This is a genomic window from Pseudomonas sp. GW821-FHT02C04 (assembly GCF_059421845.1).
The window spans coordinates 322146-335467 of the sequence record NZ_JBWKVT010000003.1; the positions used below are offsets into that span (position 1 = coordinate 322146).

The 13322-nt window shown below is 59.6% G+C and carries 14 protein-coding genes and 1 tRNA gene; 2 read left to right on the top strand and 13 right to left on the bottom strand.

Going from position 1 to position 13322, the window contains the following annotated elements:
* The first annotated feature begins 28 nt into the window (after positions 1–28).
* A complete protein-coding gene (locus tag AC07VV_RS13425; protein WP_096819391.1) occupies positions 29–964 on the top strand; it encodes a LysR family transcriptional regulator in 936 nt (311 codons plus the stop codon).
* Positions 965–967: 3 nt separating this feature from the next.
* Here the strand turns inward: AC07VV_RS13425 and AC07VV_RS13430 are convergent, their stop codons facing one another.
* From AC07VV_RS13430 to AC07VV_RS13460, 7 genes are all read right to left on the bottom strand, one after another.
* Complete coding sequence (locus AC07VV_RS13430) at positions 968–1333, bottom strand: 5-carboxymethyl-2-hydroxymuconate Delta-isomerase (RefSeq protein ID WP_495036484.1); 366 nt, start codon at positions 1331–1333, stop codon at positions 968–970.
* 53 nt (positions 1334–1386) lie between these two features.
* A complete protein-coding gene (locus AC07VV_RS13435; protein ID WP_493091652.1) occupies positions 1387–2595 on the bottom strand; it encodes a low temperature requirement protein A in 1209 nt (402 codons plus the stop codon).
* Between the two features lie 62 nt (positions 2596–2657).
* Positions 2658–3578 (bottom strand): LysR family transcriptional regulator, encoded by a 921-nt coding sequence (locus tag AC07VV_RS13440; protein WP_096819394.1) that lies wholly within the window; start codon positions 3576–3578, stop codon positions 2658–2660.
* 71 nt (positions 3579–3649) lie between these two features.
* Positions 3650–5758 carry a DUF6311 domain-containing protein gene (locus tag AC07VV_RS13445; protein WP_495036485.1) on the bottom strand — a complete coding sequence of 703 codons (2109 nt, stop codon included), beginning with the start codon at positions 5756–5758 and terminating at the stop codon, positions 3650–3652.
* Positions 5755–6138, bottom strand: coding sequence for a GtrA family protein (locus AC07VV_RS13450; protein WP_495036486.1), 384 nt, complete (start codon positions 6136–6138; stop codon positions 5755–5757). Before AC07VV_RS13450 ends, AC07VV_RS13445 begins: the two co-directional genes overlap by 4 nt.
* A complete protein-coding gene (locus AC07VV_RS13455; RefSeq protein ID WP_495036487.1) occupies positions 6138–6848 on the bottom strand; it encodes a class I SAM-dependent methyltransferase in 711 nt (236 codons plus the stop codon). Before AC07VV_RS13455 ends, AC07VV_RS13450 begins: the two co-directional genes overlap by 1 nt.
* A 3-nt stretch (positions 6849–6851) precedes the next feature.
* Complete coding sequence (locus AC07VV_RS13460) at positions 6852–7820, bottom strand: glycosyltransferase family 2 protein (protein WP_192560025.1); 969 nt, start codon at positions 7818–7820, stop codon at positions 6852–6854.
* Between the two features lie 278 nt (positions 7821–8098).
* Between AC07VV_RS13460 and AC07VV_RS13465 the strand changes: the two genes are divergently transcribed.
* Complete coding sequence (locus tag AC07VV_RS13465) at positions 8099–8290, top strand: YegP family protein (RefSeq protein ID WP_064383113.1); 192 nt, start codon at positions 8099–8101, stop codon at positions 8288–8290.
* Between the two features lie 86 nt (positions 8291–8376).
* Here the strand turns inward: AC07VV_RS13465 and ppk2 are convergent, their stop codons facing one another.
* The 6 genes from ppk2 to dapA all read right to left on the bottom strand — a co-directional run bounded on the left by ppk2 (position 8377) and on the right by dapA (position 13092).
* Complete coding sequence (gene ppk2, locus AC07VV_RS13470; protein ID WP_495036488.1) at positions 8377–9201, bottom strand: polyphosphate kinase 2; 825 nt, start codon at positions 9199–9201, stop codon at positions 8377–8379.
* A gap of 201 nt (positions 9202–9402) precedes the next feature.
* Positions 9403–9492, bottom strand: a tRNA-Ser gene (locus tag AC07VV_RS13475).
* Between the two features lie 83 nt (positions 9493–9575).
* Positions 9576–10289 carry a phosphoribosylaminoimidazolesuccinocarboxamide synthase gene (gene purC, locus AC07VV_RS13480; RefSeq protein ID WP_077571533.1) on the bottom strand — a complete coding sequence of 238 codons (714 nt, stop codon included), beginning with the start codon at positions 10287–10289 and terminating at the stop codon, positions 9576–9578.
* Positions 10290–10317: 28 nt separating this feature from the next.
* The gene (locus AC07VV_RS13485) at positions 10318–11076 is read right to left on the bottom strand and encodes an MBL fold metallo-hydrolase (RefSeq protein ID WP_096819404.1); all 759 of its coding nucleotides are present in this window, start codon (positions 11074–11076) and stop codon (positions 10318–10320) included.
* A 4-nt stretch (positions 11077–11080) separates the two neighbouring features.
* Positions 11081–12196 (bottom strand): NlpB/DapX family lipoprotein, encoded by a 1116-nt coding sequence (gene bamC / locus AC07VV_RS13490; RefSeq protein ID WP_495036489.1) that lies wholly within the window; start codon positions 12194–12196, stop codon positions 11081–11083.
* 17 nt (positions 12197–12213) lie between these two features.
* Positions 12214–13092, bottom strand: a complete 879-nt coding sequence (gene dapA, locus AC07VV_RS13495; RefSeq protein WP_495036490.1) for a 4-hydroxy-tetrahydrodipicolinate synthase — start codon at positions 13090–13092, stop codon at positions 12214–12216.
* Positions 13093–13322: the final 230 nt, after the last annotated feature.

The window sequence follows — 13322 nt, forward strand, 5'->3', positions numbered from 1 at the left end:
GCGCAAGGAGCACAGCGAGACAGAACGGATGCTGAACAGTAACTTGCTTAGAAAGCTCGACATGCAGGATCTCATGGTGTTTGTCGCCGTGTATGAGCAAAGCAGCGTCACCGATGTGTCGGAGGCGCTGTTTGTCAGTCAGTCCACCGTCAGTTACTGCCTGAAAAAACTGCGCACCAGTTTCGAAGATGAATTGTTCGTCAACACCCGCACCGGCATGCGCCCGACCTACAAGGCCAGCAGCATGTATGGCCATGTGCAGAAGATCCTCGAAAGCATCAATCTGTGCCACGCCGGCGCCCCGACCTTCGACCCGATGGCGCAACCGGTGACGTTCAACATCTGCGCACCGGAATACTTCGAACAACTGATCCTGCCGCGACTGTTGAAGCGTTTCGACTTCGACGATCTGCCGGTGATGGTCAACATGCACAAGTTCGAAACCGACGTGCCGGCTGAAGAACTGCGCGATGGCAGCCTCGACCTGGTGGTCTGTTTCGGCCCCAACTTCCATCGCAGCCATACCGATCTTAAATCCCGGATGTTGCTGGAAGATGACCTGGTCTGCGTCTTCGATAAACGCGCAACGCCACTGGAGCCACGCCTCAGCCTGCAAGCCTTCACCGAACGCCGGCATGTGTTCCCGACGCCCTGGACGTCCACCACCAACATGGTCGATGGCTGGCTCGCGCGGCAGGCGCAGAAGCGCCAGATCGTCGCCCGTTCCAACAGCTACAGCGCCGCGTTGAAGATGATCACCGGCACCGATTTCATCCTTACCCTGCCCCGACGGATCCAGCGTTTGCTGACCAACGACGCGGTGTTCAATCACTGCGAGGCGCCGAACGGCCTGCCGGGGTTCACCCTCGACATGCAGTGGAGCCACAGCGTCGATCAGGACAGCGCCAACCTCTGGCTGCGCGAGCAGGTCATCAAGACCTGCGCGGAGCTGGAGGCGGCCTGAGTCTTACACGCCGATGGCGACTTTGCTGTAGGACTCGCGGTCGATATCGAGCAGTTCCACGCTCAACTGCACTTCGACACCGGCCGGCCATTCGCACAGGTCCTGCAGCACCGCCAACAGGTTTTGCGAGAGTTGCTTCTTGATCTCCGGGGAACGACCGCTGAGCAGCGCCAGCTTCACCGCCACAAAGGCCCGCTCGCTCATGGCAGTGCCGACCTTGAAGGTTTCAACCTTGATCGCACGGCTCTTGATATCGAACTCCGCCGCGAACTGACCGGAACCCACCAGGGTATTGTTGAGCCGGATCAACGCCACGTCGGCGTTCAGTTGCGGCAGGTTGGCGGTGTATTCCAGGTGCAGGTGTGGCATTTCGGTGCTCCAGTCAGTCAGCAGAAAGGTCGTACATATAACACAGCCTCGCCCTACTCTCCTGCGGCTTTTTCTGACACTGGAACCGGTAGCGCCCGACGCAACGCCAGGGTTTCCCAGATCGCCACCAGCACCACGGCTGCCGTGGTCAACGCACCGAGCGCCAGCGCCGAAAACCAGTGATTCAATGCCAACGGCAACAGCAGCGTGAGCGCTATCAGCCCGACCACATGCGATAACGGCGGAAACGGTCGGTCAGCCATGACCCACTTGAACAGCGCATTGCCGAGCAGGAACAACCACGGCCCGGCAACGATCACGACGATGCCGGCGTCGCTGGCATGATCCGGATGAACCAGCACCAGTTCATCGGCCACCGCGCTGACGATGACCCCGGCGACGATCAGCACATGCAGGTAGGTGTAGGCGATTCGCGCCTGTCGCCCGGGGTCGGCGGAATGGGCAATGCGGTGATGCGCGCGCTCCGCACCGCTGTCGAAGTACACCCACCACATGGCGATGCTGCCCAGTACCGCCACCAGAAACGCCAGCAGTCCATCGCGGCCCGGCGTCAGCTCGGCGAAGGTCGCGCCAGTCACCAGCAACGATTCACCCAGGGCAATGATCACGAACAGCGCGCAACGCTCAGCCATGTGATTGCCTTCGACGTTCCAGTCGCTCAAAGACGATCGACCCAGCCCCGGCACCCAGAAATATAGCGACGGTGAAATCAGTTCGATCAACAGCGCCAGCGCCCAGCAGAACAGCCGCTGTTCGCCTTCGACAAACGCCCCGCCGATCCAGAACACACCGGACAACGTCAGCCACGCAAGAATGCGCTGGAAGTTGCGGGTCATGTTCAATGACTCCCCGCGAACCGCCCAGATCGCGAACAGCGTGCGCCCGACCTGCATGAACACGAACGCCGCCGCAAACATCAGGCCGCGCTCGGTGAATGCCTTGGGGATCGAAGAAGAGAGCAGCAAACCGGCGATCATCAGACCGAACAGCCCGAGGCGCACCGGCAGTTTTTCCGGGTCGAGCCAGTTGGTGATCCAGGACGTGAAGATCCACACCCACCACACGGCGACCATCAGCAGCGCCACGTGTACCGCGCCCTCAATCGACAGGTGAGCGAGCAGCGTGTGGGATAGCTGAGTCACTGCAAACACGAACACCAGGTCGAAAAACAGCTCGACCATGCCGACCTTGCCACTGTCGAGACTGCCGCGCCCACGCAGCAAACCACGGGAAATGCTCATGGGTGGAGGCTCCGCCGAATTCAGGTGTACTCAGCAAAGCAGCCGGACAACGGGTCGGCAAGTCAGAACGGCGCGTGCGGTCGCTCGCTCATGAATTGCTCCAGCCGTGAACGCAGCCAGCGCTCGGCCGGGTCACTGTCGACATGGCTGAGCCAGACCATCGACAGGTCGAGGGTCGGGGTCTTGAACGGGAACGGTTCCTTGAACAGCAGGCCCGAGGCAGCCATGGCTTCGGCGGCGTAGTCCGGCAGGCTGGCGATCAGGTCGGTGCCGGCCAGCAGCGCCGGCAAGGAACTGTACTGCGGCACTGACAGCACCACCTGACGGGTGCGACCGATATCCGCCAGCCACTCATCGGCGTAGCCACTGACATTGGCCGTGTGGGAAACCAGCACATGGGGGCGTGCGCAATATTCATCGAGGGTCAGCGGCGTGTCGGACTTGTCGGCGCGCAGGATGCTCGGCTGGATATGCCGCAGCAGTTTGCGCTTGGCATTGGCGGGCAGGCCACGGGTCTGACTGATGCCGACGGTGATATCGCCAGCCGCCAGCAGATCGGGAATCCGCCAGTAATCGACGTGCTGCACCACGAACACCACGTTCGGTGCTTCCTGGCGCAAGGCACGCAACAGCGGCGGCAGCAGACCGAATTCGACATCATCCGACAGGCCGATGCGAAAGGTCATGGTACTGACGGCGGGATCGAAATCACGGGTCAGGCTCAACGCCACCGACAACGAGTCCAGCGCGGGTTTGAGATGGCGATAGATGTCTTCGGCGCGGGCCGTCGGTTCCATGCGGTGGCCGACGCGGATGAACAGCGGATCGTTGAGCATGGTGCGCAGGCGATTGAGCGCCGAACTGATGGTCGGCTGGCCGAGGAACAGCTTCTCGGCGGCCCGGGTCACGTTGCGTTCGAGCATCAAGGTCTCGAACACCACCATCAGGTTGATGTCGGCCTTGCGAAGTTCATTGCGATTCATCCATTGCCCCCCGGTCCCCAGATTGCGGGCAGTGTAGAAAGCCCCGCCGATATCGTCTATGCGCGAATGGGTCAGTTGACAATCAGTGTCTTCAATCCCATGGCCAGTTTGCGGGGGTCCTTGCTCATTCCCAACTCTTGAGGGCTGATGGCGTCGGCAAATTGCAGTTGCATCCGCAGCAGCCCCTCTTCCTTGATGCGTTGACGGATCGCCGGGGTCAAGGTCAGTTCGAGCGTGTTGCCATCCAGTTTGTCCAGCGTGGTGTTCAAGGTCTCGAGGCCATTGAGTTTGACCACAACGCCCTGCCGGGCATGGGTGGCTGTGAGGAAAGCGGTGGTTTCAAGGCGCAAGGAGCGAGCCGACTCGGGGATCCGGAACACCAGTTCGGCGTCCGGGCCACTGGACCAGACACCCCATGGCTCAGGCACCGACCAGCCACGCGCCAGAAACCCGTAGCCGGCAGCACCGAAGCTGAACGGCGTCTTCTGACCGGACGGGATTTCAGGAATCAGTTGTTGCGGTGCCTTTTCAACAGACTCTTGCAGGCACTTGGCACACTGTTTCCAGCCTGGCGCCAGCACCGTGAAACCGTCGATTCGGGTCAGCAGGTCGGTTCGGGAATCAATGCTCGTCACCGCTCGCAACAGTGCCTGGTCACTGAGCAAGTACAGCGAATCGGCCTCGTATTTCCCTGAGTTCAACATCTCGGAGGTGCGCTCATCCGCACGACGCCACTGCTCGCTGCTGATTCGCCCGAGGTAAATCGCATCCGTCGATAACCCATGACGAGCCGCAAAAGCGGCGACATTGAGCCATTCCGGGGAATAGTTTTGCGGGAGGATCCAGCGAACCTTTGGATAGTGTGCGGCCGCACTTTGCCAGAACGGATCAACAAAAGGCGTTGCCCATTGAGCGGTTGGCTCTGCCATCAACTGCTTGCGCCCGACAGCCCATCCGCTGCGCGTGTCGGCCACCTGGACCACGAGCGCCAACGCCAGGAGACAACCTGCCGTGCGCACTTTGTTGGCTCGAATCACCAGGAAGAAGATGAGCAGAACGGTCGCATAGTAGACCGGCCAGAACATCCGACCTGACGCCCGAAAAACATTGGCGATCGCGATGATCTTGTCCGGCAGCGGGTAGGAAAAAGTCAACGATCCCAGCGCAATGTTGTTGGAAGCCGAGAACATCAACAGCCCGAACAATGCGACCAGCAAAAAACCATACCGACGCAACCGCAGGCCCAGTCCGGTCTGCCCTTGCAGCCAGCCTGTCAGGCCGCAAATGGCCAGCAGCACAAGCCCCAGTCCCAAATAGCTGAAGCCGTCCAGATCCCCCACGCCATTGGGCAGATCTTTCAGTACATACGACCAGCCATTGGCATTGAACAGGGTCAGGAGGTTGGCACGGTACAAACCAAAACCGGCGGCTGCCGTATCCGATCCGCCCACTGAAAAATAACCGGCTTGCCAGCAACAGAAGCTGACCAGAGCAAACAGCATAACCAGCTCGACCGCCGCGTTGCGCAGCGTCAGTTTGCTTTTGAAGACCCGGGCAGCGAGATCCGCCAACCAGATGAGCGCCACCATCGCCAGCAAATAGGCGTGAATCAGCGCGGTACATCCCAGCAAGGCACCCCAGGCCAGACGTCGGCGCTCATCGCCCGGACGCAGCGCCAGGTACAGCGCTGCCAGAATCACGAAATGCCCGGCCAGTGACAGATGCACCGGAATGCGCATGATCATCGGCGGCGCAAACAGAAACAGTGCAGCACCCAACGCGCGCAAGGTCACGTTTGGCGTGATCAACCCCAACAGTTTCCAGGCGAACCAGGACTGCAGCATGAAACAACCGAGAAACCACAGCCCGAAATACTGGAAGGTCTCGGGCAACAGCGCGGCAAACGGCTTGAACAGGAGCGCCAACAGCGGATTGGAATCGGAGAAGATCAGGCCATTGCCCAACTCCAGCCCATAAGTCGGGTTCAAGCCCAGCGGAAAGGTCCAGGGCGATTGGCGAAAGAACACCCAGCCCAGGTAATGCGTTGCAGGATCCCCTTGCCCCAACCAGGCAATGTTTTGCGGGTTGAGCGCACGGGGCCCGACCACGATGAAAAAGGCCAGAATGCCGATGATCAACGGCAACAGAGTGATAGCAAGGCGCTTTGCCGAATCCTTCATCGATACGTCCAGAAGTTGTGCAATACAAAGGTGAATGCCGGAATGGTCAACGAGACGGCCACAATTCCCAGCAGATAGTGCAGACCGGCCATCTGGGCAGCCCAGGCCACGAACATCGCCAACACGAATCCTCCCGCCGAGACCATCAGGAAGCGCAGCAGGGTCCTGCCGTGCAATCGGGCTGAAAAACTCCAGGTGGTGTTGATCACGTAGGACACCACCGTCGCCACGACAAATGCCACACCATTGGCCAGCGGAGGTTGAGGGCTCACGAAGTTGATGAACAACACTGCCACCAGCGCATGCAGGGCCGTAACAAACAACCCCGTCACGGCAAAGCGCAAACCACGCTGGATCAGTTCGGACCGTTGCGTCGTCATCACGGTTTGCGCGCCAGCACGAAAACACTCAGGCCAGCCAGGCGGTTCATGCCCATCAAGGGCAGCTCAAGGCGGCACAGGGTTTTCAGCAGCGAATTGACCAGCGGGTGATGTTTTTTCAGCTGCGAACGTGGCGCCGAACCGCGTGAACCGCCGGGTATCAGGCGCGACGCAACGGCAATCGGGAACACCGCCCCGAAGTAATAGGCGCCCTTCTCGACCGTCAATCCGGCGTTTTGTGTCAGGGTTTCGAACTGCCCGAGGGTGTAGCGACGTTTGTGTTCGAGGAAATCATCGTGCCCGCTCCACATGAACTGGAACGCCGGCACAGTCATCAGGAACCGACTGCCGGACGGCACTTTGTCGACGTAGGACTTGAGCAGGCCGAGGTCGTCGTCAACGTGCTCCAGTACATCCATCAGCAACACCAGATCGGCGTCCACGGTATCGATCGAGCGGCGGTAATGCACCGGTTTGCCGGCGGTGGTGGCGCTGGAGTCGACCGGGTAACTGATGTCCACGCACCACGCTTCGCGCGCAGCGGTGTGGGTCAATAAATGATGGGAAAAGAACCCTGAACCGGCACCGACATCGAGAATTCGCTTGATCGGTGCTTCCCCCAGCAACCGACGGGTCGCCGCTGCTTTGGAACAGTAATACCAATGCTCGCCGATGCTGTCGCCGAGGATGTCGGTTTCCTTGAGATCCATGCTTCAGTCCTTGGATTCGTAAATGCGGCGCACCAGGAAAACCGGCCGGCGCTTCGCTTCGATATAAGTGCGGCCCAGGTACTCACCCAGCACGCCGATGCCGATCAGTTGCAAGCCGCCGAGAAAGGTCACCGCGACCATCAGCGAGGCATAACCGGGCATGTCGACACCATGGATCAGTGTGCGCACCACAATGAACATGGCGAAGGCAAACGACACCAGGGACACCATCGCCCCCAGGTACGTCCAGATCCGCAAGGGCTCGGTGCTGAAACTGGTGATGCCTTCGAGCGCGAAATTCCACAGCCGCCAGCCATTGAACTTGCTGTGCCCCGCCGCTCGCTCCGGGCGCTCGTATTCGACCTGAGTGGTGCGAAACCCGACCCAGGCAAACAGACCTTTCATGAAGCGCCGCGATTCCGGCAGCGTCAGCAGCGCGTCGACCACGCAACGATCCATCAGCCGAAAATCGCCGACGTTTTCCGGCAATGTCTGTTCGGCAATCTTGTTGTGCAGACGATAGAACCAACTGGCGGACGTCTGTTTGGCCCAGGAGTCGTTACGGCGGCTGATGCGGTGGCCAAGTACCACTTCGTAACCTTCGCGCCAACGCTCGATCATTTGCAGAATGACTTCGGGCGGATCCTGCAGATCGACATCGATCGGCACCACGATCTGCCCCGTGGCAATCTGCAAGCCGGCGGAAAGCGCTGCCTCCTTGCCGAAGTTGCGGCTCAAATCGACGATACGGATCTTCGAATCGCTCTGCTGACAGCGCAGCAGGCGCTCCAGCGTCGTGTCGGTGCTGCCGTCGTTGACGAACACCAGTTCAAGGCTGATCTGCGCCTCACGCTCGAACACCTGACGAATGCGCAGGAGAAAGCCGTCGAGGCTGTCCTCTTCATTGAATACGGGAACCACCAGCGACAACGTCACCGGCCCCGCGTGTTGCGTTCCATGCGAGTGGGTCAATGGACTGCTCTTTCTTATAGTGTTTGTCGGTCGCCGAACGATATTCGACGCCATGAGCCGCACCGTATTAAGCAGCACCACTGAAGGTCATGCAAGGGTGAAAAAAGGACGTACTTGCCAATCAGAAGGCCGATCCCGACGCTCTGCCCCGCGCGTCGCAGAAACATTAGCCAACGATTGGAAACACATCCCCGATAGCCAAATGACAAGGCTCCGCTAGGCTTGCGACCATGCGCCAAACAGGTTGTCGCAATATCCCATCGCATGGAGCGAACTGAATGTATTTCGAGATTTACAGGCAATCCAAGGGCACACCGAGCACCGGCAAGGGCCAATGGCGCTGGCGCCTGCGGGCGGGAAACCATGAGACGGTTGCCAGTGGCGAGTCGTATGTGAACAAGGCGGATTGTCTGCACGTGATCGAGCTGATCAAAGGTGTGCAGGGGGATACGCCGGTCAAGGAGATTTGAGGGCTGACTGACACCCCTGCAGAAACGAAAAGCCCCGCGGATTTTCATCTGCGGGGCTTTTCCGAGACTGACGCGAACACCCGTCTTCAGAATTTCTCGGGGATGTGCCGGAAGGGATAATCCGATTCCTTGTAGCCCCCGGGCTTCTGCCGCTTGGGTAACTCAACCTTCTCGCGCGAAACATTCTTGTACGGAATGCGGCTGAGGAGATCGGAGATGATGTTCAGGCGCGCTCGCCGCTTGTCATTCGAGTCGGCCACCAGCCAGGGTGCATATTCGGTATCGGTCGCCTTGATCATGTCGTCACGCGCCCGCGAATAGTCATACCAGCGGCTGTACGACTTGAGATCCATGGGGGACAGTTTCCAGATTTTTCGACCGTCCTTGATACGTTCCTCCAGCCGGCGCGTCTGTTCTTCCTGGCTGACGTTCAACCAGTACTTGAGCAGAATCACCCCGGAATCGACGATGGCATGCTCCACCAGGGGCACCGTCTTGAGGAACTTTTCGACCTGATTCTCGGTGCAGAACCCCATCACTCGTTCGACACCGGCGCGGTTGTACCAACTGCGATCGAAGATCACCACCTCACCGGCCGCCGGCAGATAAGGCAGGTAACGCTGCAGATACATCTGGCTCTTCTCACGTTCGCTCGGCGCCGGCAACGCAACTACTCGAAAGACCCGTGGGCTGACCCGATCGGTAAGCGCCTTGATCGTCCCGCCCTTGCCCGCCCCATCGCGCCCCTCGAAAATCACACAAACCTTGATGCCCTCGGCCCTCACCCACTCCTGGAGTTTGACGAGTTCAACGTGAAGTCGACGCAGCTCGGCCAGGTAGTCTTTGCTCGACAGCTTCGGGCGATCCGCGGGGGTATTTTTGGACGAGTCTTTCTTCTTTCCCTTTGCCATGACCGAACCTCATGCATTGAAGGGGCTGACCGCCGGAGACCCGGTGGTCCATGACCTGGAGTGCAGAAGTTTAGTCAGTTAATTCGGAATGTGAGCGGCCTGGATACGTTGGAGCATTGCGCTCCATACATTGGTGCAGGGTGGACTGATCAGAAACGAAAAAGCCCCGTAGATTTTCATCTACGGGGCTTTTTCTATGTATGGCGGAGAGATAGGGATTCGAACCCTAGGTACCGGTGAAGGTACAACGGATTTCGAATCCGTCCCATTCGGCCACTCTGGCATCTCTCCAACGGCGCGCATCATAACAACACTTTTACCGAAAGCAAACCCTCTTTCGAAAATTTCTCCGTGCTATCAGATGCTTGCGTCGATTAAAGCGGTACGCCCAGACGGTTGGCGACTTCTTCGTAGGCTTCGATGACGTCACCGAGGCCCTGACGGAAGCGGTCCTTGTCCATCTTCTTCTTGGTGTCCTTGTCCCACAGACGGCAGCCGTCCGGGCTGAACTCGTCGCCCAGGACGATGGAGCCATCGCTGAACACGCCGAATTCAAGCTTGAAGTCCACCAGCAGCAGGCCGGCGTCGTCGAACAGTTTGCTCAGGACTTCGTTGACCTTGAGCGACAGTTCTTTCATGCGAACCAGTTGCTCGGCGGTGCCCCAGCCGAATGCCACAACGTGGGATTCGTTGATGAACGGGTCGCCCTTGGCGTCGTCCTTCAGGAACAGTTCGAAGGTGTAAGGGTTGAGCTTCAGGCCTTCTTCAACGCCCAGACGCTTGACCAGGCTGCCGGCGGCGTAGTTACGCACGACGCACTCGACCGGGATCATGTCCAGCTTCTTCACCAGAACTTCGTTGTCGGCCAGCAGTTTGTCGAACTGGGTCGGAATGCCGGCCGCTTCGAGTTTCTGCATGATGAAGGCGTTGAACTTGTTGTTCACCATGCCTTTGCGGTCGAGCTGCTCGATGCGCTTGCCGTCGAACGCCGAAGTGTCGTTGCGAAACAGCAGGATCAAGCGGTCAGCGTCGTCGGTCTTGTAAACCGATTTGGCTTTGCCGCGGTAGAGTTCTTCACGTTTTTCCATGATGGGCTCCGCTTGCTAAGTAGATGGGCTAGGCGATGTGGCGCCAGTCGAGCCCTGAATCTTGATCGGCCAGTTGCAGCCAGTCCGGGTCGCACCCGAGGGTGTCGACAAAACATTGCCGGGCCAGCTGCGGCAGGTTGTTCTTGCTGCTCAGATGGGCGAGGACCAGGTGTTGCAGGCCTTGCCAGCCCAACTCGGCCACCAGGAATGCCGCCTGATGGTTGTTCAAATGTCCCAGCTCGCCGCCCACCCGCTGCTTGAGAAAGTACGGGTAATGACCACGGGCCAGCATGTCGCGACAATGATTGGACTCGATCATCAACGCATCGAGGTCCCGATAACCGTCCAGCACCCGCTCGCAGTATGAACCCAGGTCTGTCAGCAGGCCGAAACGCCGCTCACCGTCGCTGAACACATATTGGGTCGGTTCCTGCGCATCATGGGCCACGGCAATGACCCCGATGTCCAGAGCACCGATCTGCAGCTGCTCGCCGCCGGCCACGAAGCCTGCGGGTTCAATCGGTTTGCGCATCCCGCGCAGTGTGCCGCGACTGAGGTAGACCGGTAGATTGTAGCGCCGAGACAGCAAACCCACGCCATGCACGTGGTCGGCATGTTCGTGGGTCACGAGTATCGCGCTCAGTTGCGCCGGGTTCACACCCAGGCGCAACAGGCGTTTTTCGGTTTCCCGCAGGGAAAAACCACAATCCACCAGCACATACGTATCAGCACTGGCGATCAGCGTGCCGTTCCCTTGGCTACCGCTGCCGAGAACGGCAAAACGCATTGGATCAGCCCAGGTTGTCCTGAATTACGCTCAACACTTTGCGGGCCACATCGGCCGGGGCAACGGTGTTGATGTTTTTCTCGACGGTGACCTGAACGTTGTCGCCAACCTTGCTCAGGCGAACCTGATAACGCTCGGCACGGGCTTCAACTTCTTCCTTGGTCGGCGCACTGCCGAACAGGCTGCTGAAGAAACCAGGCTTCTCGTCTTTCTTCTCGGCTTTTTCGGCCAGGTTGATGTAGTACAGGCCCAGGCTGCGGTTGATGTCTTCAACGCGCCACTGACCTTGCTCCAACGCACGACCGACGCTCGACCAGGCACGATCCAGATCGGAACCGACGTTCAATACCGGGTTGCCGCTGCCGTCTTCGCTGAGGCTGACGCGGCTCGGGGTATCGAAATCACGCGAAGCCAGCATCGACACCGAACCGCCCTTCTCGGAGGTACGGCTCATGCTTGCGAGCATGTCGTCGATCAGCGCAGCGTCCAGGCCAGTGTTGACCGAACGGTTGGTGAAATCGACATTGGCGGTGCTGCCGGCAGGACGCTCGGCGCTGACCACGTAGATTTCACTGGTATTGCGCTGCACGCCCGGCTCGATGCGCACCCGCACGCGGGTTTCGCTGTCGGCACCGACGCCGGCGGCGCTCAGGCGCTTGGCCATGGCGGCGGACAGTTCGTCGGAATGCTGCCAGGTGGTGGTGAATTCGCCGGTTTGCGGACGCTGTTCATCCAGACGGAAACCGTTGTCCTGGAAGAACTGCACAGCCACTGGCCAGACTTCGGCCGGTGGATGCTGGCCCATGACCCAGCGCGAATCACCGCTCTTCTGCAGCGAGTAATCGCTGGCGTCGGCAATCGCCGACAGCGGTTGAGGACGCGGAACCACGTATTCGCCGGTGGCGGTGTCGTCGGCTACGTTACGCGGGATCGGCAGCAGCGGATCCAGGCGTTTGGAGGTGCTGACATCCGGTGGCAATTGCATCGGTGCAGTCTGTTTCGCTTCCAGGTAGTCGCTACCACGGTCACGGAAATAACCTTCCGGGCCCCAGATCCATCCGCAGCCACTGGTGCTGGAGATAATCAAGGCAAGTGCGGAAAGTCCGGCCATTCGCTTCATGCGTTGTACTTCCTCAATTAAACCAGGACGCTGCACTGGCGCAGGGCCGAGCGCAACGTTTCATGACAAGGAGCGCTCAGCCAGGTCAGCGGCAGGCGGATGCCTTCGTACATCAGGCCCATTTCGACCAAAGCCCACTTCACCGGAATCGGGTTGGCTTCGATGAACAGGTCCTTGTGCAGCGGCATCAGTTTTTCGTTGATGGCCCGTGCGGTCTCGGCGTCGCCCTTGAGCGCGGCCTCGCACAGGTCGGCCATTTCGCGCGGGGCGACGTTGGCGGTGACGGAGATGTTGCCTTTGCCGCCCAGCAGGATCAGCTCGACGGCGGTCGGATCATCGCCGGACAGCACGATGAAGTCTTTGCTCACGCCGTCGAGGATTGCCTTGGCACGCTTCAGGTCGCCAGTGGCTTCCTTGATACCGATGATGTTCGGCACGGTGGACAGACGGATCACGGTCTCGGCCTGCATGTCGCAGGAAGTGCGGCCGGGAACGTTGTAGAGGATCTGCGGAATGTCGACCGCTTCGGCGATGTGCTTGAAGTGCTGGTACAGGCCTTCCTGGGTCGGCTTGTTGTAGTACGGAACTACCAGCAGGCAGGCATCGGCGCCGGCCGCCTTGGCATTGCGGGTCAGCTCGACGGCTTCGCGGGTCGAGTTGGCGCCGGTACCGGCGATGACCGGAATGCGACCAGCCACCTGTTTGACCACGGCTTTGATGACGGCAATGTGTTCTTCTACATCAAGGGTTGCCGACTCGCCGGTTGTACCGACCGCGACAATGGCATGGGTGCCGTTCTTGAGATGGAAGTCCACGAGTTTGCTGAGGCTGTCCCAGTCAAGACGCCCTTGTGCATCCATGGGTGTGACCAGTGCCACCATACTGCCCGCAATCATGAAACCGCTCCTGCCGGAAAAAGAGAGCGGTAATGGTACTGGCGCCAAGATGCTTGCACAAGCGAAGTACTGCGCCGCCATTCCCCTTGGCGCCGCTTTTCGCTACCCTTCAGACTTTGATCGGTACTGATCAGCTTGTACGCCGGGTTCCAGCCCCCCGTTTCGGCCTCCCAGGCCCCGTTCCAGTGTCGCCTTCTTACGCTTCCTTATTATTGGAGCCGTAGCGATAT